We start from the raw sequence: 23,417 nt of genomic DNA, 5'->3' as shown, positions 1-23,417 counted from the left end.
GTGCTTACATCTCCAGTTCATTCAAGAGGGAATCGATGGCGGCAAAATCCGCCTGCCGTCGTACCCGGATGCCTTCGCCCACTGCGCCGCGCAGTGCGTCCAGCAGCGGCAACGCCGCCATCTGCGCGACGGTGGGCGCATCGAACAGCGTGCGCAAGGGCACGTCGATACCGTGGACCTGTTTGATGGCGGCCACGACTTCCATCACCGCGATGGAATCGCCCCCCAACTCAAAGAAATTGTCATGCCGGCCAACGCGGGGCGTGTCCAGCACTTGCGCCCAGACCTGGGCCAATTGCGTCTCAGCTTGACCGTCGGGCGCGGCGTAGCCCTGGCTGGCGGCAAACTCCGCCTTGGGCAGGGCCTTGCGGTCCAGCTTGCCATTGGCGTTGACCGGCAACGCGTCCAGCGCGACGAAGGCGGCAGGCACCATGTAGTCCGGCAACACGGCCGACAACGCGGTTCGCAGCGCGGTGGTGTCCACGTCTGCGGGCGCGACATACGCCACCAGCCGCGCGCCCGACGGACCGTCCTGCGCCAGCACCGCCGCTTGTTCCACGCCCGGGTCGGACAGCAGGCTGGCTTCGATTTCGCCCAGCTCAATCCGCAGGCCTCGAATCTTCACCTGATGATCCAGGCGGCCCAGGTATTCCAACTGGCCGCCTTGCATCCACCGCACCAGGTCGCCCGTGCGATACAGCCTGTCGCCCTGCCCGTCCGGGTCCGCGACAAAGCGGTCGGCGGTCAAACCCGGACGGTTCAGATACCCGCGCGCCAGGCCCACCCCGCCCAGATACAGCTCACCCGGTACGCCGATGGGCACGGGGTTCAACTGCGCGTCCAGCACGCGGGTACGAATGCCAGCGATGGGATAGCCGATCGGCACCACGCCGCCGCCATCGTCCACGCACGTCCAGTGCGTCACGTCGATGGCCGCTTCCGTCGGGCCGTACAGGTTGTACATCCCGGCCTGGGGTAGCAGCGCCAGGCAGCGCGCTTGCAGGTCCGCACCCAACGCTTCACCGCTGCATACGATGCGGCGCAGGCTGGCGCATGATTGCGCGCCCGCCTGTTCGGCATGGCTGATGAAGGCATGCAGCATCGACGGCACGAAGTGCAGCGTGGTGACGCCTTGTTCCTGTATCAATGCGGACAGGCGCGCCGGATCCCGATGCTCGCCCGGCCCGGCCAACGCCAGCCGCGCGCCGGTCATGAGCGGCCAGAAGAACTCCCACACCGACACGTCGAAGCTAAACGGCGTCTTTTGCAGCACCACGTCCTGCTCAGTCAGGCCGTAGGCCTGCTGCATCCACGCCAGGCGGTTGGTCAGCGCCACGTGGCGGTTGCCCGCGCCCTTGGGCTTGCCGGTGGAGCCCGAGGTGTAGATGACGTAGGCCAGATTCTCCGCGTGGTGCGGCGCGTCGGGCGCGGTGACCGGTTCGGAGGACACCTCCATCTGGTCCAGCGCCAACAGGGTCGTCGACGGCGACAGCGCGCCCATCCGCGCCGCCAAGGCCGTCTGCGTCAGCAACAGCGACACGCCGCTGTCTTGCAGCATGTACGCCAGGCGGTCATCCGGGTAGTCCGGATCCAGCGGCACGTAGGCCGCGCCCGCCTTCAGCACCGCCAGCAGCGCCACCACCAGTTCCAGCGACCGTTCGGCGGCTATGCCCACGCGGTCCTCGGATCGAACACCCAAGCGCTGCAACCGATGCGCCAACTGGTTCGCGCGGCGGTTTAGTTCGCCATACGTCAGCGATTCACCAATGCACGTCGCCGCGACACGATCAGGCCATTGACGCGCCTGCCGTTCGAACTGGCGATGCACCGGCAGCGAACCGTGTTCGTGCGCTACGTCCTGCGACAGCGGCAAGCCGTCATGCCGCGGACTCAACAAAGACAATTCGCCTGGCGGCGTCAAGGGCAACGCGCCCACACGGCCATCGTGCGCCGCCAGGCCCGCCAGTACGTACTGCAGGCGCTGCGCCAACGCCTGCGCCACCGTGTCCGACAAACGTGACCGGTCATAGCTCAACTGCAACGACAGGCCGGGCTGCTGGGTCACGACCAGCGTTAGCGCGTAATTCGTCTGCTCCGTGTTTTTCAGGTTTGCAAACCGGACGCCCCACGACCCTTGTTCTTTCAGCGCCTCATCCAGCGGGTAGTTTTCAAATACCACCAGCGTGTCGAACAAGGCGCTGCCGCCATGGCCTGCCCAACGCTGGACGTCGAACAGCGGCGCGTGCTCGTGCTCACGCGATGCCAGATTCTGGTCCTGGATGCCGCGCAGCCACTCGCCCAGCGGCCTATCGGGCGCCATCGTCACCACCAACGGCAAGGTGTTGATGAACAGACCCAGCACGTACTGCGCGCCCGCCATCGTGTCGGGCCGCCCGGACGTGGTGACGCCAAACCCCACCGTGGATTGCCCTGTCGCCTGCGCCAGGATCAGCGCCCAAGCCGCCTGCACCAACGTGTTCACCGTGACGCGATGATGCCGTGCGCGCTCGGCCAATGCCGCCGACGCGGCGCTATCCAGCCGGGCCTGCACGTCCACGTATCCCGCGGCCGGCGTCCATGCGCCGCGGACGTCCAGTGCTGGGGCCAGCAAGCTGGGCTCGTCCAATGTCTGCAAGCGGCGGCACCAATAGGCCTGCGTATCTGCTTCGCTTCTTTGGGAAAGCCAGGCCAGGTAGTCGCGATAACGGCCCACCCCCACCGCCACCGGAAACCCTGCATACGTGCGCAGCACTTCGCCCAGCAGCTGGGTCACGCTCCAGCCGTCGAGCAGCAGGTGATGGAACGTCCAGATCAAGTGGTGGCGATGCTCGGCCGTTCGTGCCAGCGTCAGACGCAATAGCGGCGGCGATGCCAGATCGAAGCCCAGCATAAGATCGGCGCGGGCCTGCGCGTCCAGGAGCGCTGTAACAGGAGGCGATGAATCTTGGCGGCTACGCGCATCGATCACCGCATAGGGCAAGGCCACTTCGCGCGCCACCCACTGCAGCGGCGCGCCCGCCCGTTGCACAAAGCCGGTGCGCAGTACGTCGTGGCGCGCCAGCGCCGCCGCCCACGCCGCACGGAAGCGTTCCACGTCCAGCCCGTTGATATCGACGCGCAACTGGTTTACATAGGCCGGCGGCTGTCCTTCGTCTGCCGCCGCGTCCCACACGCTGTGAAACAGCATGCCCGCCTGCATCGGCGTCACCGGGTAAATGTCTTGCCATTGGGTCGGCGGCGCGGGTATGTCCAGCGCACGCAGGGCGTCCCAGGTCAAGCCCGCCAACGGGAAGTCCGACGGCGTCACCCCGTGCACGCCGCTCACGCAATGCGCCACCAGCGAGCGCAAAGCCGCTTCGTACTGCCGCGCAAGCGCCTGCATGCGGGCGGCGTCATGACGCTTGCCGCTATAGCCCAGCGAAATGCGCAACTGCCCGTCGTGCACCTGACCGTTGAAGGTCAGCTCGTGGACCAGCGCTGCGGCTTCGTCCTGGCCCGCCCCGGGCGATTCGGCGGCGATGCGCCAGCCGGCATCGCCTGCGGTCACCGTCTCGAATTGGCCCAGGTAGTTGAACAGGACCGGGGCTTGCGGCAGGTTGGACCACGCATCGGCCAGCACGCCATACCCCAATCCGTGCGAGGGCACGGCGCGCAGCGCCTCCTTCACGCGCATCAGCCGTTCCCCGGGCTCGCCTTGCGTTTCCAGCACCACCGGATACACGCTGGTGAACCAGCCCACCGTGCGCGACAGGTCCAGTTCGCCCGTCGCGTCCTCCCGGCCGTGGCCTTCCAGGTCGATGCGCACCTGCTTCAAGCCGCCCCACTCGCCCAGCGCCTGCGCCAGCGCGGCCAGCAGCAGGTCATTGACCTGCGTGCGGTACGCGCCCGGCGCATCCTTGAGCAGCGCCTGGGTCGTGGCCCGGTCCAGCGCCAGCGCAACGCGCTGCTGGTCGCCGACGCGGTTCGCGCCCTGCGCGTTGTCGCACTGCAAGGCATCGCCCGCCGGCAGCGCGCGCCAATAATCCCGTTCCGGTTCATACGCCGCGCGCGAGTCCAGCAAGCGCCGCGCCCACGCGCCGAAGCTGGCCGACCGCGCGGGCAGCGTGATCGCCCCGCCCGCCCGCGCCTGGGTGTAGGCCAGTTGCAGGTCCGCCAGCAGCACCCGCCATGACACGCCGTCCACCGCCAGGTGATGGATGACCAGCAGCACGCGCGACGTGCCGTCGGCAACCTGCATCAGCACGGCGCGCAGCAAGGGGCCGTGCTCGATGTCCAGGCTGCGCTGCGCGGCGTCGCACTGCGCCTCAATGTCGGCCACGGGCACATCGCTGCGTTGCCACAGCATGTCCGCCATGTCCGGGACGGCCTCATAGCGCTGGCGCCACGCGCCGTCTTCGCGCTTGAAACGCAGGTGCAGGGCGGCGTGCTGTGTCGTCACGGCCTGCAAGGCGGCGGACAACGCTGATGCATCGACAGGCGCATCGCCATGCAGCAGCACGGCCTGGTTCCAGTGGTTGTGGGACGCCAGCGGCAACGCCAGGAAGGCTGCCTGGATCGGCAGCAGCGGCACGTCGCCGACGGCCTCGTCGGTGGCGTCTTGCGCCTGCGCGGCCACCGCCACGCTGGCCAGGTCGGCGACGGTCTGCCGCTCGAACACCTGCCGCGGCGTGACCTGCCAGCCCGCCTGGCGCAAGCGCGCCACGATCTGCAGGCTCAGGATCGAGTCGCCGCCCAGTTCAAAGAAGTTGTCGTGACGGCCCACCGGCGCCGCGCCCAGCACTTGCGACCAGATAGCGGCCAGCGCGATTTCCACCTCGCCTTCGGGCGAGGTGTAGCCCTGACTGGCCGCGAACTCGGCCTTGGGCAGGGCCTTGCGGTCCAGCTTGCCGTTGGCGTTCACGGGCAAGGCGTCCAGCGTGACGAAGGCCGCCGGCACCATGTAGTCGGGCAACGCGGCCGACAATGCGCTGCGCAGCGCGGTGGTGTCCACGTCTGCGGGCGCGACATACGCCACCAGCCGCGCACCCGACGGGCCGTCCTGCGCCAGCACCGCCGCCTGCTCCACGGCCGGGTGAGACAGCAGGCTGGCTTCGATCTCGCCCAGTTCAATCCGCAGGCCGCGGATCTTCACCTGATGATCCAGGCGGCCCAGGTATTCCAATTGGCCGCCTTGCATCCAGCGCACCAGGTCGCCGGTGCGATACAGCCTGTCGCCCTGCCCGTCCGGATCCGCGACGAAGCGGTCGGCGGTCAGGCCCGGGCGGTTCAGATACCCGCGCGCCAGGCCCACCCCGCCCAGATACAGTTCGCCCGGTACGCCCAGGGGCACGGGGTTCAGTTGCGCGTCCAGCACCCGCGTGCGGATGCCGGCGATGGGATAGCCGATCGGCACCACGCCACTGCCGTCAGCCACGCACGTCCAGTGCGTCACGTCGATGGCCGCTTCCGTCGGGCCGTACAGGTTGTACATCCCCGCCTGCGGCAGCAGCGCCAGGCAGCGCGCTTGCAGGTCCGCGCCCAGCGCTTCGCCGCTGCAGACGATGCGGCGCAACGTGGCGCATGATTCCACGCCCGCCTGTTCGGCATGGCTGATGAAGGCGTGCAGCATCGACGGCACGAAGTGCAGCGTGGTGACGCCCTGTTCCTGGATCAACGCCGACAGGCGCGCAGGATCCCGATGCTCGCCCGGCCCGGCCAACGCAAGCCGCGCGCCGGTCATCAAGGGCCAGAAGAACTCCCACACCGACACGTCGAAGCTGAACGGGGTCTTTTGCAGCACCACGTCGTCCGCCGTCAGGCCGTACGCCTGCTGCATCCACGCCAGGCGGTTGGTCAATGCCACGTGCCGGTTGGCCGCGCCCTTGGGCTTGCCGGTGGAGCCCGAGGTGTAGATGACGTAGGCAAGGCTCTCCGCGTGGTGCGGCGCGTCGGGTGCGGTCATCGGTTCGGACGACACCTCCAGCTGGTCCAGCGCCAACAGGGTCGTCGACGGCGACAGCGCGCCCATCCGCGCCGCCAGGGCCGTCTGCGTCAGCAACAGCGACACGCCGCCGTCTTGCAGCATGTACGCCAGGCGATCATCCGGGTAGTCCGGGTCCAGCGGCACATAGGCGGCACCCGCCTTCAGCACCGCCAGTAGCGCCACCACCAGGTCCAGCGACCGTTCGGCGGCTATGCCCACGCGGTCTTCGGCCTGTACGTCCAGGCCCCGCAAGCGATGCGCCAGCTGGTTCGCGCGCCGGTCCAGTTCGCCATAGGTCAGGGACGCGTCAAAGCACGTCACCGCGACGCGGTCGGGCCATTGACGAGCCTGCCGTTCAAACTGGCGATGCACCGGCAGCGAACCGAATTCCGCCGCCAAGTCCTCCGGCAAAGACGGCCCCGTCTCCCATTCCCCCAACTCCTCGCGCTCCGCCTGCGACAGCAGCGCGGCATCCCACACGCACCCCGCATCGTCGTCCACCATCGCGCGCAGCAACGCTTGATAGTGTCCGGCCATGCGCGCCAGCGTATCGGGCATGAACGAGGCACGCGGATATCGCCATGTGAAGCGCAGGCCGCCGTCATCGTATTCGGCGGTATCGCACTGCAACACAAAGGGCAAGGTCGGCGGGGCGAACGATGCCGGCGCGCAACGCAGCCCGGCCAATTGCCAGCCGTCCGCGCCCGGCAACTGTTGATGGTTGAACAACACCTGAAATAGAGGCGTGTGGTCCAGGCTGCGTTCGGGCTGCAGCGCATCGACCAGCTTTTCGAACGGCAATTCCTGATGCGCATGCGCCTGCGTCACGGCATCGCGGGTCTGGGCAACCAGCGCCGACCAAGTCACGTCCGGGGCGAGCCGGGCGCGCAGCACCTGCGTATTGACGAACAACCCTACCAGGTCTTGCACCTCGGGACGTGTGCGCCCGGCCACGGGCACCCCGACGCGAATGTCGATCTGGCCTGTGTGACGCGCCAGCAACGCGTGGAATGCAGACAGCAAGACAACAAACATCGTGCAGCCCCGGGCGTGCGCGTAGCGGCGCAGTTCGTCCACAAGGGCCCGCGGCACGTCGGTGACGCACGCGTCGGCCGCCTGCCCGCCTGCGTCACGCCGGGAGAAGTCGGGGTTCAGTTGCAGAACAAGCTGATCCCCGGCCAGGGCCTGACGCCAATACGCCAGTTGCCGATCCTCTTCGCCGGCCGCCAGCAGGTCGCGTTGCCAAGCCGCGTAGTCGGTATACGTGATGGCAGGTGGCGACGACGCGAGTTCCGTGCCGGTCCGAACGGCTGCGTAGTGCTTGCAGAACGCGTCCGTCAGCAAACCGATGGACCATCCGTCCGACACGATGTGATGCATGACGGTGACCAGCAGGTGTTCGTCGTCAGCCAGCCGAACCAGCCCCACCCGCAGCAAGGGGCCGGACAGCAGGTCGAAGGGGTCGGCGATCCATCCGCGCGCAATCGCCTGCGCCTGGGCTTCCTGATCCGAGTTCGGCGCGTTGCGCAGGTCTACCTGGGCGATCTCCACGCGCCAGGGCGCCTGGATCACCGGATGCGCCATGCCGTCCTCGTCCACGTCGAACCGCGTGCGCAGCGCCGCATGCTGGACCAGCACGCGCTCGAAGGCCACGTGCACGCTTTCCACGTCCAGCGCGCCCGTCAGGCGCAACACGCCCGGCAAGTTATAGGCGGCGTCACGGGGATCCAGGCGCCACAGGAACCACAGCCGCTCCTGCGCGTGAGACAGCACCGGCCGCCCTTCGCGCGGCAGGATGGGCAGGTGCGACGGGTCCATGCCCTGTTCGCGCATCTTGTCGTACACGGCGCGACGCTGCGCGGGCGAAAGCGATGCGAATTTTCCGGCAATCTGCCGGGCTAGGGTATCGTCCATCAGAGCGTCTCCAGGGTATCGATGAACGCGTCGATGTTTCTCAGCGCGTCAGCCTGTTCTTTGCCTGCCTGCGCCGCGTCGGCCACGCGCGCGGCGAACCGCGCGAGCGTCTGTGCCTCGAACAGCGCCGTCAGCGGCGTCTCGATATCCAGATCGGTCCGAATACGCGCGACCACCCGCATCACCAGCAAGGAGTGGCCGCCCAGTTCAAAGAAGCTGTCCTCGCGCCCCACGCGCGGCACGCCCAGCACGGCGGCCCAGATATCGGCCAATTGCCGTTCCAGATCGCTTTCGGGCGCGGTGTAGTGGCGCAACGAAGCCTGTGTGTCGGGCGCAGGCAGCGCCTTGCGATCCACCTTGCCGTTGGGCGTCAGCGGAATCGACGACAGGACGACCCACACGGCAGGAACCATATAGGCGGGCAATGCCGCCGCCAGCTCGACCTGCACGGATTCCAGCCAGGCGCGCTGCGCCTCGTCGCGTGGCCCGGCCAGCGCCGGGTTGCGCGGCGCCACGTAGCCGACCAGGCGATGGCCCTGGCCGTCGTCGCGCGCCACCGTGACCGCCTGGCGTACGCTGGACAATCGCGCCAGGAAAGCGTCGATCTCGCCCAATTCGATGCGAAAGCCGTGCACCTTGACCTGATGGTCGCTGCGCCCCACGTACTCCAGCACGCCGTCGGCGCGAAAACGCGCCAGATCGCCCGTGCGGTAGAGCCGCGCGCCGGGCTGCGCCGCATACGGGTCGGCGATGTACCGTTCGGCGGCCAGCGCCGGTTGATGCAGGTAGCCGCGCCCGACGCCCACGCCCGCCACGCAAAGCTCGCCGATGGCCCCAGCGGGCAGCAGGTCCAGGTTCGCGTCCAGCACGTAGAGCCGCGTGTGGTCGGCCGCCGTCCCGATCGCCAGCACCGGCCCGGGTTCGTCCCTGGCGTCGTCCACGCGGTACAGCGCCACATCGTCCGCGCATTCGGCGGGACCATAGGCATTGACCAGCGGCACGTCCGGATAGCGATCCAGCCACGCGCGCGCCAGCGCCACCGAACTGGCCTCGCCCGTGGGCAGCATCCAGCGCAGGCCGGGCATCGACACGGCGTCGGCCATCAACATGCCCTGGATCAGGGTCGGCACGGATTCCAGCACCGTGATGCCGCGGTCGTTCACGCGGCGGATCAGGGCCTGCGGGTCGCGCGCCACGCTATCCGCCACGATCTCGATGCACGCGCCGCACAGCAGCCCCGCCAGCAACTGCCACACCGAAATGTCGAAGCTCTGGGCGGCCGTCTGGCCGATGACGTCGTGTTCGGTCAGCCCCAGCGCGGGGATCTTGCTGAGTTGGTTGTTCAGCATGCCCTGGCTGGTGACGACCACGCCCTTGGGCGTTCCCGTGGAACCGGACGTGAAGATCACGTAGGCGGCCTGGTCGCGATGCGCCGGCTCACGCAGATCGGCTTCGTCGCGGGAAGCCGGCGCGTCGACGTCGTGCCGGGCCACCGTGGCGGGCAGCGCCGCGATCACGTCGGCGTGGGCCGCCGCCGCAACACGATCCGTGATGACCGCGCGCGCGCGGCACAGGTCAAGGATCTGCGCCAGGCGCTGAGACGGCAGCGCCGGATCCAGCGCCAGGTAGGCCGCATTCGCCTTGAATGCGCCAAGCACCGCCGCCAGCATGCCGATGCCACGCTCGGCCAGCACCACCACCACGTCGTCGCGGCGCACGCCGCCGGCCCGCAACGCGTGCGCGTGACGGTTGGCCAGCCGGTTCAGCGCGTCGTAGCGGATCTCCTGCCTTGCGTCACGCGCCGCGATACGTTGCGGGTGGCGACGCGCCTGCGCCTCGAACAACGCGGCATAGCCGGCGTCCAGCGGATAGTCGGGCGTGGCGCCCCGACCAAGCGCCAGCACGCGCGCATGCTCATCGCCAGGCAGCAGGCCGATCCGCGCCAACGGCGAGGCGGGCCTGCCGGCAAACTGCCCGAGCACGTGACGCAGGCCGTCCAGCACCCGCTGAACCGACACCTCGTCGAACAGGCCGGCGTCATAGGTCAGCTGCAACACCAACTGCTCGCCCGGCTTGACCACGACCGTCAGCGGATAGTTGGTGTGCGTGCGGGCGCCGTCGGCTCGCGCTCCGATCGCTTTCGCGCGCGCCAGCAAGGCGCCGTCGACAGGCGCGTTTTCAAAGACGAACAGCGTATCGAACAGCGTGGTGCCGCGCGGCACGTCAGCCATGGCCTGGATCTCGGCCAGGGACAGGTGTTCGTGTTCGCGCAGCGCGGCATTGCCCGCCTGCACCTTACGCAGCCACTGCGCCACGCTGACCGGGCTGTCCGGCCCCGGCACCTCGATCCGCAATGGCAAGGTGTTGATGAACAGGCCGATCGTGTCCTGCACGCCATTCAGGTCCGTCGGCCGGCCCGCGACCGTCACGCCGTAGAGCACGTCGTCCAGCCCGGCCACGCGGGCGAGCCACAATGCCCACGCGCCCTGTGCATAGGTGTTCACCGTCAACTGCTGCTGCTGCGCCGCGCGCTGAAGCGCCGCGGTTTCGGCCAGGCTCAGCGACACCACGGCGTCTGCGGTCCGGGACTGGCCCGACGTGGGCGCGATCCGGCCCGCCAGCGGCAAGGGCGTGACCGTGCCGAAACCGCGCAGCGCGTCGCGCCAGTAGGCGCGCGCCGCCGCCATGTCCTGCCGCCCCAGCCACGCGATGAAGTCGCGATACGGCACGGGATGCGCCAACTGCGGCGGCTGCCCCTGTGCAAAGGCGTCGTAGGCGGCAAAGAAGTCCGCCAGCAGCAACGACCGGCACCAGGCATCCATCAGGATGTGGTGATAGCTCAGCACCATCCGGTCACCATCGGCCAGCCGCGCCAGCCGGACGCGCCACAAGGGTGCCGCGGCCATGTCAAAACCCGCCGCCAGTTCGTCCTGCAGCAGGCGGTCCAATTGCGCCAGCGCCGCCTCCACGGGCAGCTCGCGCCATTCCAGCACCTGGACCGGCGCCGCGACCTCGCGCCGGATCACCTGCAACGGCGTCTCGCCCGCCTGCCAGGCAAAGCCTGCGCGCAGCGCCTCATGGCGTTGCGCCATCAGGCCCCATGCGCGGCGTGCCGCATCCAAATCCAGGTGACGGTCAAAGCGGTAGCGGTCCTGCATCAGGTATATGCCGGAGTCGGGATTCATCAACGTGTGCAGCAATAGCCCCTGCTGCATGGGTGTCGGGGGATAGATGTCGGCGACATCACGCGGGTTCGGCGCCAGACGGTCCAACTGCGCCTGGGTCAGGTCCGCCAGCGGAAAATCCGATGGCGTCAGGCCGCCCGCGCCGGGCGCGTCGACCACGTCGGCCAGGCGGGCAAGCTCGGCCACGCAGGCGTCGGCCAGCGCACGCACCTCGCTTTCGTCCTGCATGGCGGCGCTGTACGACCACGTAAATCGCAAGGCGCCGTCGCGTAGCGCGACGCCGATGTCCAGCACGTTGCGGCGCTCGCTGTCCGGATCGCGTTCAGCGCCCGCCGGCTCGTCCACCCAGGTCCACGTGCGCGCGGTAGCGTCGGTCCGGCCCAAGTAATTGAAGGTGATGCGGGGATACGGCCGCTCGGCCAACGCGCGGCCGGCGTCCGTCATGGTGCGCAGCACGCCATAGCCCAGGCCTTTGTCGGGCACGGCCCGCAACTGCGCCTTGACGGCCGCCAACGCGCTGCCGGGATCTCCCGCTCCCGGACACAGGCGCAACGGGAACAGCGACGTGAACCAGCCGACGACCCGGCTCGCATCCACGCCCGTGGCGTCTTCTTCGCGGCCGTGGCCCTCGAGCTCCAGCAACACGCTGTCCTGGCCGATCCAACCGCAGAGCACCCGAGCCACGGCCGTCAGCAACAGCTCGGGGGCCTGCGCCCGGTACGCCCGCGCGCCGCCCGCCAACAAGCGCGCGGATGCCGCCGGATCCAGTTGCGCCGACACGCTGCGCTGGTCGGACACGCGGTTGGCGCCATGCGGCCGCGCAACGGGCAGCGGCGCGTCATGATCGCCGCAGATGGCATGCCACTGCGGCAATTGCGCTTGCGTGGCAGGCAACGCGCCATAGCGCGCCAGCGCCTGCGTCCAGTCGGCGAACGACACCGAGGCCGGCGGCAGGATCAGCGGTGCGCCGCGGCGCGCCTGGTCATAAGCGGTTTCCAGATCTTCCAGCAGGACGCGCCAGGACACGGCGTCCACGACCAGGTGGTGAGCCACCCACAGCAACCGGCCCGGACGACCTGCTTGCGGCGCGATCCACGCCGCGGCGGTCACCGGCCCGGATTCCAGGTCGAGGCTGCGCTGCAGGGTGTCCGCCACCCGCGCCAACGCGGCCTCGACGCCATCCCCGGACGGCGCCAATGCCAGGCGCGGGGCGACGGCGTCGGCGTCGTATTCCTGCACCCACCCCGCCCGCGGATCCTGCCGGCAGCGCAACCGGAATGCATCGTGGTGCGCCAATACCGCGTCCATGGCGCGTTGCAGCGCGGCCACGTCGATGTCGTCATTGGGGCGCAGCACCACCGACTGGTTCCAGTGGCCGCGCCGGGGCACGGACAGATCGAAGAACGCGTGTTGCACCGGCGCCAGCAGGGCCGGGCCACGGGCCGGGCCCGATGCGGTCTGGGGACGCAGCGCCGTTGCCGACAACGTCAGCGCGGCGATCGTCTGCCGCTCCATGACGTCGCGCGGTGCGATCTTCACGCCCTGTTTGCGCGCGGCCGCCACGATTTTCAGCGTCAGGATCGAATCCCCGCCCAGCTCGAAAAAGTTGTCATGCCTGCCGATGCTGGCCACGGCCAGCACGTCGCGCCAAATGGCAGCCAGCAATTGCTCGGTGTCGCCTACCGGCGCCTCGAACCCGCTATCGCGCTGAAAATCTGGCTCGGGCAGCGCCTTGCGATCGATCTTGCCGTTGGCGCTGAGCGGCAGCGCCGCCAGCACCACGATGACGGCAGGCACCATGTAATCAGGCAGCTCTGCGGCCAGGGCCGCGCGCAACGCGACAGGGTCGGGTTCCCGGGCGGCGTCCCGTGGCGACACGTACGCCACCAGTTTCGTTCCGCTGGCGGCCTCGTGAGCCACCGCCACCGCGGCCGCCACGCGCGGCTGCGCTGCCAGGCGCGTCTGCACTTCGCCCAGTTCCACCCGGAATCCCCGGATCTTGATCTGGTGGTCCGCGCGCCCCTGATACAGCAACTGCCCATCGGTGCGCCATGACGCCAGGTCGCCGGTGCGGTACAGGCGCGCGCCCGGCTCGCTCGCATAGGGATCGGCGACGAAGCGGTCCGCCGTCATGCCCGGGCGGCGCGCGTAACCCCGCGCCAGACCGATGCCGCCCAAATACAGTTCACCTACTGCGCCCGGCGGGGTCAGGTTCAGGTCGGCATCCAGCACCCAGGCCTGCGTGGCCGAGATGGGCGCGCCGATGGGCACGTTCGCGCCATCTTGCGCCATGCAGCACGACGCCGTGACGTCGATCGCGGCCTCGGTCGGACCGTACAGATTGTGCAGCTCGGCCCCCGGCATGCGTTGCAGCACGTCGTCGCGCACCTCGGCAGGCAAGGCTTCGCCGCTGCAAAGAATGCGGCGCAACGATTCGCAGCCTGCGGCCGCGTCATAAGCCATGAAGGCCGCGAGCATCGAAGGCACGAAATGCACGGTCGTCACCGCATGGCGGCGAATCAGCGCCACAAGGCGCTCGGGGTCCCGGTGATCTCCCGGCTGCGCCATGATCAGCCGCGCGCCCGTCATCAGGGGCCAGAAGAATTCCCAGACCGACACGTCAAAGCCGAACGGCGTCTTCTGCAACACAACGTCGTCGCCCCCCAAACGGTACGCCTGCTGCATCCATGCCAGGCGGTTCGTCAAGGCCGCGTGCCGGTTGGCGGCGCCCTTGGGGCGGCCGGTGGAGCCAGAGGTATAGATGACGTAAGCCAGGTTTTCCCCGTGCAGCGCTACGTCCGGGTCATGCGCCGCGCCCGTGAGCGACGCGTCCCGCAGATCCACGATTGCAGGGCCTTCGGCGGGCACCAGCCCATCGGGCAGGTCTTGCGCGCACAGCAGCAGCCTCGCGCCACTGTCCCGCAACATGTAGGCCAGCCGCTCGACGGGATAGTCCAGGTCCAGCGGCACATAGGCCGCGCCGGCCTTCTGGATGGCAAGCAACCCCACCACCATCTCCACCGAACGCTGCACGGCGATGGCGACCAGCGCATCAGGACCCGCGCCCCGCGCGATCAGGTCATGCGCGCGCCGATTGGCGCGCGCGTTCAGGTCGGCATAGCAAAGCGACTCGTCGCCGCACACCAGCGCAATGGCGCCGGGCGTGGCGCGGGCCTGCTGTTCAAACAGGCGATGCACCGGCGCGCGCTGGCCATGTTGCGTAGCGTTGCGGCTCCAGGCCTGCACTTGCGCACGTTCCTCCGGCAGGATCAGGTCCAGGGCCGCCACGCGGCTGTCCGGCTGTGTCACCAGCGTCTCCAACACCCGCAGATAGCGCCGCCACATCCGCGCCGCCGTGTCCTCACCGTACAGCGCCGTGTTGAACTCCAGCCTGCCATGCAACGCCGGGGACGGCCCGGCGGCATCGTCCCACAGCAGATCCAGCGACCATTCGAACTTGGCGCTGCGCTCGGGCAGCGCCAGCCGTTCCACGTTCACGCCGGGCAAGGACAGCCCCGGACCGGCGCTGCCCACCTGAAGGCCGAACAGCACCTGGAACAAGGGGCTGCGCGCTGGGTCACGGACGACGTTCCGGCTTTCCAGCAATAGTTCCAGCGGCAGATCCGCATGGTTCAAGGCGGCGCGCGCGTCGGCGCGCACGGCCTGGCATATCTCGCCCAGGGTGGCCGTTGCCGGCGCATTCACGCGAAACACCTGGGTCGTCACGAAAAAACCGAGCAGTTCCTGAAGCTCCGGCCGGTTGCGGTTGGCGCTGGGCACGCCCACCGCGAAGCCGGTCTGTCCGCTGAGCCGCGCCAGCAACAGTTGCCACGCCGTGAACAGGGCCACGAACGGCGTGCATTGCGACGCGCGGCAGAACGCGCGCAGCCCGTCGACCAGCGCCGCGGGGACGTCGACGTACCGCGAAGCGCCCTCGGCGCCCAGCACGGCGGGACGCGGATGGTCCGCGGGCAAGACCAGGTCTTGCAGATCATCGCCCAGGTGCGCATTCCAATGCGCCACGTGCGCCGCATAGCCGCCGGCCTGCGCATGCGCGCGCTGCCAGGCGGCAAAGTCGCTGTAGCGCCGCGGCGTTTCGTTCGCGGCCGCGACGCCCGACGTGGCGATCTCGCCATAGGCTTGCGCCAGATCCCGCATGAAGATGGGGTTGGACCACGCGTCCGACACGATGTGATGCAGGCACCACGCCAGCACGTGGTCGTCGCTTGCCATCCTGAACACGCACGCGATCAGCGCGGGCGCCTGGGCCAGGTCGAAGACATGGGTTGCGATCCTTGCGCAATGCGCTTGCAGCGCGGCCTCACGCGCGCCGGACGCCAACGCGCCAAGGTCGACCACGTCCAGCGTAAAGGCGTGGGCGGCGTCCACCCGCTGGCGCGGCTCGCCATCCCTTTCATGGAAGGTGCTGCGCAAGACCGCATGGCGGCTGGCCAGCGCGGCGAAGGCTTGACGCAACGCCTGGATGTCCAGCTTTCCCCGGAAACGCAAGGCGCGCGGCAGGTTGTAGGCGGTGGAGGCGGGATCCAGCTTCTGCAAGAACCACAGCTGCTGCTGCGAATACGACAGGGGCGCGTCGTCCCTTTCTTCGCTTGCCGGTATCGCCGAGGCGTCCAGCGTGGCGTCCTCATCGTTGTCGTCTTCGGCGAGCAAGGCTCGCAATAGGGCTTGCTGGGGATCGCTCATGCGGGCTCCGTCACTTGGGCGGCCAGGGCGGCGCGCTCTTGGGGCGACAAGTTGTTCAGCTGGACGCGCAGTTGCGCGATCTGGTCCAGTTGCGCGGGGTCCTCGGCCTGCTGGCGCAAGGCGGTGGCCAGGCGCGCCACGGTGGGATGGTCGAACACCAGGCCCGGCGCTGCCTCGACGCGCAATTGCTTGCGCAACCGCGTCACCAGCTTGATGACCAGCAATGAATGGCCGCCAAGCGAGAAGAAGTCGTCATGCACGCCAACGCTGTCGCGCTCCAGCAGAACAGCAACGCACCCCGCCAGCACCGTCTCCAACGCATCGCGAGGCGCCACCGGCGCCGTCGGCGCCGCGTCCTGGACCGCGACGACCCGCGCTTGCAGCGCATGGCGGTCCACCTTGCCGTTGGGCAGGCGCGGCAGGTCGGGCAGACGCTGGATGCGCGAGGGCAGCATCGGCGCGGGAAGAAGCGCGGCCAGCGCCGACCTCAGGTCGGCGTCCGTCTGGGGCGGATGCGCCTCGTCCACCGTCACGCACGCCGTCAGTTCGACGCCTGCCGCGCCGGGCATCGCCAGCACGGCGGCCTGTTGCACGCCGGGCAGGCTCAGCAGCGCCGCTTCGATCTCGGCCGGTTCGATGCGAAAGCCCCGGATCTTCACCTGATGGTCGGCGCGTCCGGCCAGACGGATGCCGCCGTCCGGCAGCGCGTACGCCAGGTCGCCGCTGCGATAAAGACGTTGCCCGGGCAGGTACGGATCATCAATGAACGCGTCGTCGCCGGATGCACGCAGGTAGCCATTGGCCAGTTGCGCGCCGCCGATGTACACCTGGCCCAGCGCCCCTTGCGCCGTCGGTTTCAGGTCCGCGTCCAGCAGTCGGATGCGGCAGCCGGGCAATGCGCGCGTCAACGGCAGCACACCGCCCGCGCCGGCATCCGTGGCCGCTGTGACGGCATGGACCATGACGCCAACCGTGCTTTCCGTGGGGCCGTAATGGTTGAACAGCCGGCAATCGGGCGTCAGCTGGAAAATGCGCCGCACCAGCGCGGCGGAGGTCGCCTCGCCACCCAGGATCACCGTACGCGGCGCGACAGCCGCATCGCAATCGAGCAGCGCGGCCAGATGCGAGGGCACCATCTTGATGGCATCGATGCGTTGCGCGCCAAGGAAGTGCGAGAAGGACTGCGCGTCCTGCACATCCGCCTCGCCGGCGATCACCAACGCGGCGCCGTTGTACAGCGCGCCAAACAGCGCGGTGTTGCCCAGATCGGCAGCCACGGTGGCCGTCAGCGCCCAGCGGCGCGCCTGGTCCAGTCCCATGGCACGCGTGACGCCCGCGACATAGTTCAGCAAGGCGCGCTGCCCCACCGCCACGCCCTTCGGCGCGCCCGTGGAACCCGACGTGTACAGCACATACGCGGGTTGGCGCAGCAGTGCCGCGTCGTTCAGCGTAGGGAGCGCGGCGTCGGATACGCCGGCGCCCAACGTCACCCGGGCCACGCCGTCAAAGGGCGACGCGTCCTGCGGGCGCTGCACCACGCACGCCGCCGACGCATCCTGCATCAGCGCCGCGCAGCGCGCCTCGGGCCACTCCGGATCCAGCGGCAAATACGCGGCGCCGCAACGCCATGCCGCCAGCAGCGCAACGATCAGGTCGGCGCCACGCGGCAGGCGCAACGCGACGACGGCGCCCGCCGCCACGCCCTGCGCCGCCAGGACGCGCGCCGCCTGATCCACCCGGACCGCCAGCGCCGCGTAATCCAGCGTCTCGCCCTCGTCGACGATGGCCGGCGCCGACGGCGTGCGCGCGGCCCACGCCAGCACCTGCGCCAGCAGCGGCTGCGTGCCGGCATCCCAGGTTTCGCCCGCATACAGCGCGGTATCGGGCGCGGCAGGCGGCAACAGCCTGGACAAAGGGGTTTCCGGTGCGTCGGCCGCTTGCACCAGCACCTGCAGATACTGCGCCAGCAAACCCCGCACGGCGGCCGCGCCATAGCGGTGCGGCGCGTAGGCCAACTGCAAATGGGCGACCTGATCGGCTGCCGGCGTCAGCACAACCTGCAGGGCGAGATCGAAGTCCGCCGGGCCGGCGCCGCATTCCCAGCGCACGGCCGCGACGCCGGCGCCAGGCAAGCCCTGCGGCATCGCGGCGAACCCGACCTCGTGGCGCCGGTTGGCGTCATCCGCGGCAAGCGTGTAATGTTCCTGTGCGCCGATATGCGCGAGGCGCCGCTCGGCAAGTTGCCGGGCGCAGTGTTCAAACGTATCGTCCGCGTGCCAGTCGACAGCCAGCGGCAGCACCTTCTCGTACGCGCCTACCGCGCCGGCCAGCATGTCGTAATCGGCGCGGCAGTCGTGCCGCCAGCCGGTCACGTGACGATAGCCGCCCGTCAGCCGGCCCAGCAACGCCAGCCACGCGGCGTGCAGCACGGTTTCGACAGGCAGGTCCAGGCGCTGCGCCAGTTGCGTCACGCCATGCGCGGCCGTGGCATCCGCGGCGCAAATCGCGAGCGCGGCGTTATCCTGCGCCGCGCCCGTCGCGCGATAGGACAGGCGCGGCGCCTCCAGATCGGACGCCTCGCCCTGCTCGCGCCAATACGCGCGCCCCGGCTCGCCCTCCGGATCGGCAGCCAGCTCCTGGCGCCACAGCACGTAGTGGGTGTAGTCGAACGGCGCGTCCTCGCCGGCATCGGGGTCCGGCATCGCGCTTGGCACCAGGCCCGGTTCCAGCGCCCGCGCGACGTCGTTCAGCAGTTGCAGCATCGAGCCCTCATCCGCGATGAGCGGCGTTGCGGCCAGGGCCAGCCAGCCGCCCTGCCCGGCGCCCGTGAACCAGGCGGCGTGCAGCCCCGGTTGGACGGCGATGCGGCCATGCCAGGCCTGTACCGCGCGGTGCGGATCCTTGCCCTGGCCCGCCACGACCTCCCAGGTCCAGGCGGCATCGCCGCCCGGTTGCTGACGCGGGCCCCGGTATCCCGGCACCTCGGCAAAGCGCAAGCGCAGCGCCGGATGCGAGGCGACGACGCGACGCAACGCCGCGTGCAACGCCTCGCCGCCGCGTTCGGACTCCATCCGAGCCAGCATCAGGCGAGCCGCCGGGGTCAGCCCGGACCGGGCCAGGCATGCCCGCTGTTCGGGGCTCAGCGGCAGGAACTCCCGCGCCGCGAAATCGGTGGCGTTGCTCATCGGCTGGCTCCTGCATCCGCCTGGACGCCCAGCGCAGCACGGTCGAACATCGACCCCATGGCCACCACGACCTTGCGCGGTTCTTCGTACGGGTCGCGCGCGTGCGCGGCCAGCATGTTGTCCAGCATCACGACATCGCCCCGCCGCCAATCGAAGCGCACCGCGCAGTCCTCATAGGTCTTGCCGATCAGGTCCATCACCGCATCGGGAATGGGGCTGCCGTCGCCAAAGCACACGTGGCGTGGCACGCGCTCCAGGCCGGCCGTGCTTAGCAGGTGGTCGCGGACTTCGGGCTCCAGGCAGTGCAGGTGATGCAACTGCACCTGGTTGAAGAAGACGCGCTCGCCCGTGACGGGATGCGTGATGACCGCCGGGCAGCGCGTGCGCGTTTGCAAGGCGTCTTCGCCCAGCCAGGCGAAATCGATCCCGGCCTGGCGCAGGCTGGCCTCCACCTGCCGGCGATCATCCGTCTTGAAGAACGACTGCCAACTGACGTCCAGGCGATCCGTGAACGTCCGGATGTAGAGCAGCTGCTTGCGTTCGAACTCCTGCACCAGATCGCCGGGCAGGCGGCGCAGCATCTCGCGGCAATCCACGATGGGCGTGGCGCCGCCGACACGAGACGGCAGTTCGCAGAAGAACAACTGCTTGCGCGGCCATCGATCCAGATGCGCGCTTTCGTTGTGATACAGGATCATCTGCTTTTCGGGGTATGGGGTCGAGCGGTACGTATTGCGTCCGCCCTCCTTCTTCGGCAGGTCGCCGTAGTCGCCATACAGCACCGGTTCGACGGATTCGGCAAAGGACTCGAACTGTTGCGCCGTGCCGATCGCGAAATTGCGGAACAGGATGCCGCCGTGCGTTTCGAGCCAGCGCTCGATGCGCGCGCGTTCGGCCGCCGCCCAGGCAATGGGGTCGAGGTCCGGGTCCAGCGCCTCGACGACGATGGGGAATTGCCGGTCGGGCGACAGGAACGAGGTCCTTATCGCGGCGTACGCAGCGGCGGGCGCGGCGGCCGGCGCCTTCGGGCCCCGCGCGGACAGCGTGCGCAAGCGGTCCAGCTTGGCGGCGGGCGAAGGATTGGCGACAGACATGCGAGGCTCCTTGAAAGAGGGCAAGGCGTAGCCGGTAAAGGGCAAGGCGTAACCGCTAAAGGGCAAGCCGGGTTCGGCGGCTACCTGGCGCAGCAGATCCGCCCATTCCTGGGCGACGCGTTCAATCGTGGGCGGGTCGTACAACGCCGTGGCGTAAGTCCACGCCGCGTCCAGGCCTTGTTCATGCTCGTGCACGAACACGCCCAGGTCGAACTTCGAATCCGCGGCGGGCGCATGGCGCGGTGCGATCGCCAGGCCCGATAGCGTGAATTCGTGCTGCGGCGTGTTCTGCATGACGAACAGCACCTGCACCAGGGGGTTGCGGCTGCGGTCGCGCGCGGCGCCGGTGGCGTCGACAATGCGGTCGAACGGTACGTTCCGGTGTTCAAACGCGGTCAGCACACCATCGCGCACCTGCGCCAGCCAGTCCGCGAACGCCTGCTCCCGCCGCACTCGCGTGCGCAACGGCACGACGTTGACGAAAAAGCCGATCAATAGCGCTAGTTCGACGTGGTCACGGCCGGCCACGTCCGTGCCGATCACCAGTTCGTCCTGGCCCGAGCGGCGGTGCAAGACCCACAGGAAGGACGCAAGCAGCAGCTGGAACAGCGTTGCATCGTGGCGTCGAGCCAGGTCGGCCAGTCGACGGGTCAGGGTGGCGGGAATGGCCAGGCGCAGGGTCGCGCCGCGCAGGTCCGCCACCGCGGCCCGCTCGCGGTCCCCCGGCAACGTGCTGAACGCCGGGGCGCCGGCCAGGGCGCGCCGCCAATGGTCCAATCCCGCCTGCATGGCGGGCGACTGCGCCTGCGACTGGCTCCATGCGGCGTAATCGCCATACTGCAAGGGCAAGGGAGGCAATTCATGACCTTCGTAGCCCGCGCACAGTTCGCGCAGGAAGACGCCGGCCGACCAGCCATCAAACACAATGTGATGCGCCGCCAGCACCAGCAGGTGCCGGTCGGCCGCCAGGCGCAGCACCGCCGCGCGCAACAGGGGGCCGGTGGCCAGGTCGAAGGGCTGGGCGGCGCAGGCCGCAACGTGCGCTGGCACCGCATCCGGTTGCGCGCATAAATCGGTGACCGGCAGCGGCAGCGACACCGAGGGCAACACGCGCGCCACCGGATCGCCGTGCTCGTCTTCCGGGTAGATGCTGCGCAGGATCTCGTGGCGCCGCAACGTGCCGTTCAGGGCGCGCGCCATCCGATCCAGGTCCAGCTCGCCCTGCAGTTCGTAGACGGCGCTAAGGTTGTAGGCGGCGCGTTGGGTCGGCGTGGCGGCCAGCCGGTCCACCAGCCACAAGCGCTGCTGCGCGGGCGACAAGGGCATATCGGCCTGCCGCCGGGCGGGCGCCAGCGCCACGGGCACGCTCTCATGCCCTGGATTCAGCCGGGGCAGCGTGTCGATCAACGCGGCGGCCTGCGCCAGTTCGGGGTGTTCGAACACGGCGCGCAGCGGCATGTCCACCGACCAGTGCGCGCGGATCCGGGCGGCCACTTGCGCCGCGCTGAGGGAATTGCCCCCCAGATCGAAGAAATGCGCGTCGCGCCCCGGCGCTTCGCGCGCCAGCAGCTCGGCCCAGATGGCGGCCAGCGCCTGTTCGGTGTGTCCGCGGGCCGGCTGCGGCGCGGGCTCGTCAACCGGCCCGCCAAGCAGGAAGCCGCCGTCCTGATGGATGGCGTAGGCGTCCAGGGTCTTGTCCAGCCACCCCAGGCGGGTAGCGGCACGTTGCAGCTTGCCGCTGGACGTTTTGGGCAAGGCGCCCGGCTCCAGCAGCAGCGTCACGAAGGCTGGCTCACCGCACGCGATGCCGACGGCGTGGTTCAGCGCCGTCACCGTGGCGGCGGCAGTCGCCTTCTTGCGATGCGTGCGCGAGATCTCGACCGCCACCCCGATGCCCTCGCCTTGCGGCCCATCCACGCGGAACACCGCCGCGCGCCCTTTCCTGACGCCTTCGACCCGCGCCTCGATCACGCGCTCGATGTCTTGCGGGTACACGTTGTGCCCGCGCACGATGATCAGGTCCTTGAGGCGGCCGTTCACATACAGCTGGCCGTCGTGAAAGCCGCCCAAATCGCCCGAGCGTAACCAGCGCACGCCGTCACGCTCCACGAACGCCTTCCGGGTGGCCTCCGGGTTTCCCCAATAACCGGCCGCGATGCTGGGACCGGCCGTCCAGATTTCGCCCAGCGTTCCCGGCGCGGCGGGTTCGGCCGTCGCCGGGTCGGCGATCAGCACGCGGTGATCCGCCGCAGGCACGCCGCAAGCGACCAGGGGCGTGCCCAGGGGCGCTGGCCGCAATTGGCCGCCCGCCAGGCCGGCCTCGTCAAAGCACGTGATCAGCGGTCCGTCGCCCCGTTGATTGCCGGACACGAACAGGGTCGCTTCGGCCAGGCCGTAGCACGGGTAGATGGTCTGGCGCGGCATGCCGGCCGGCGCGCACAACGCCGCGAACCCGCCGACGGTGTCGTTGCGCACCGGCTCGGCGCCCGAAAAGGCGATACGCCAGTGAGACAGGTCCAACCTGCCGACCTGCTCGGGCGTCACGCGCTCCACGCAGAGGCGGTAGGCGAAGTCGGGCCCGCCGCTGACCGTGGCGCGATAGGTGGAAATGGCATCAAGCCAGCGCAGCGGCCGCTCAAGAAAGTACTTGGGCGTCATCAACACGACGCGGCAGCCGACGTAGACAGGCTGCAACAGCGCGCCGATGAGCCCCATGTCGTGATACAGCGGCAGCCACGACACGAAGGTGTCTTCGCGCCGCGTCAGCATGCCGGCCTGGATGGACCTTTCGTTCGCCATCAGGTTGGCGTGCGTCACCATGACGCCCTTGGGCGCGGCGGTCGAGCCCGACGTGTATTGCAGGAAGGCGACGTCTTCGCCCGCCGGCTCAAAGGGCCGCCACCGTTGCGCGTCGGCCATATCGACGCGGTCCGCCGCCATCACGTCCACGCCCGCGAAGACCGATTCGCTGTCCTGCAGCCAGCCCGCGACGTTGGCCGTGGTCAGGACGCCGGCGGCCTGGCAGTCCCTGGCCATCAGGCGCAGCCGCTCCAGTTGCTGATCCCGCGCGGATTGCGGCGGAAACGCGGGCACCGAGGTCATGCCCGCGGCCATGCACGCAAAGAATGCGATGACGTAGTGCTCGTCGTTGTCCAACAGCAACAGCAGGCGCGAGCCGATGTCGTAGCGCGCTTGCAGCGCGGCGGCCAGCGCCCTCACGCGCAGGTCCAGCCCGCCATAGCTGTAGGACGTTTCGCCCTGCGCGTCAAGCACGATCAACGCGGTATCGTCGGCGCGGCTGTGCGCCAGTTCGCGCAAGCGCGCGGCGATGCTGACGGTGGTTTCGGAGAGGGAGGCCGGATGATTCATCAAC

At 69.2% G+C, this 23,417-nt stretch carries 4 protein-coding genes; all 4 read right to left on the bottom strand.

Going from position 1 to position 23,417, the window contains the following annotated elements:
- Positions 1-4 precede the first annotated feature (4 nt).
- Genes ACZ50Q_RS08435 through ACZ50Q_RS08420 form a run of 4 tightly spaced genes read right to left on the bottom strand, consistent with a single transcriptional unit; the run spans position 5 to position 23,413 of the window.
- The gene (locus tag ACZ50Q_RS08435; protein ID WP_464081171.1) at positions 5-7,876 is read right to left on the bottom strand and encodes an amino acid adenylation domain-containing protein; all 7,872 of its coding nucleotides are present in this window, start codon (positions 7,874-7,876) and stop codon (positions 5-7) included.
- The gene (locus tag ACZ50Q_RS08430) at positions 7,876-15,765 is read right to left on the bottom strand and encodes an amino acid adenylation domain-containing protein (RefSeq protein WP_464081170.1); all 7,890 of its coding nucleotides are present in this window, start codon (positions 15,763-15,765) and stop codon (positions 7,876-7,878) included. Before ACZ50Q_RS08430 ends, ACZ50Q_RS08435 begins: the two co-directional genes overlap by 1 nt.
- Positions 15,762-18,950 carry an amino acid adenylation domain-containing protein gene (locus ACZ50Q_RS08425; protein ID WP_464081169.1) on the bottom strand — a complete coding sequence of 1,063 codons (3,189 nt, stop codon included), beginning with the start codon at positions 18,948-18,950 and terminating at the stop codon, positions 15,762-15,764. Before ACZ50Q_RS08425 ends, ACZ50Q_RS08430 begins: the two co-directional genes overlap by 4 nt.
- The gene (locus ACZ50Q_RS08420) at positions 18,947-23,413 is read right to left on the bottom strand and encodes a TauD/TfdA family dioxygenase (RefSeq protein WP_464081168.1); all 4,467 of its coding nucleotides are present in this window, start codon (positions 23,411-23,413) and stop codon (positions 18,947-18,949) included. Before ACZ50Q_RS08420 ends, ACZ50Q_RS08425 begins: the two co-directional genes overlap by 4 nt.
- Positions 23,414-23,417: the final 4 nt, after the last annotated feature.

This window comes from Achromobacter sp. T5-5 (assembly GCF_055397965.1).
The sequence above is the reverse complement of the archived record's forward strand: the minus strand, read 5'-3'. Positions and strand labels throughout refer to the sequence as shown.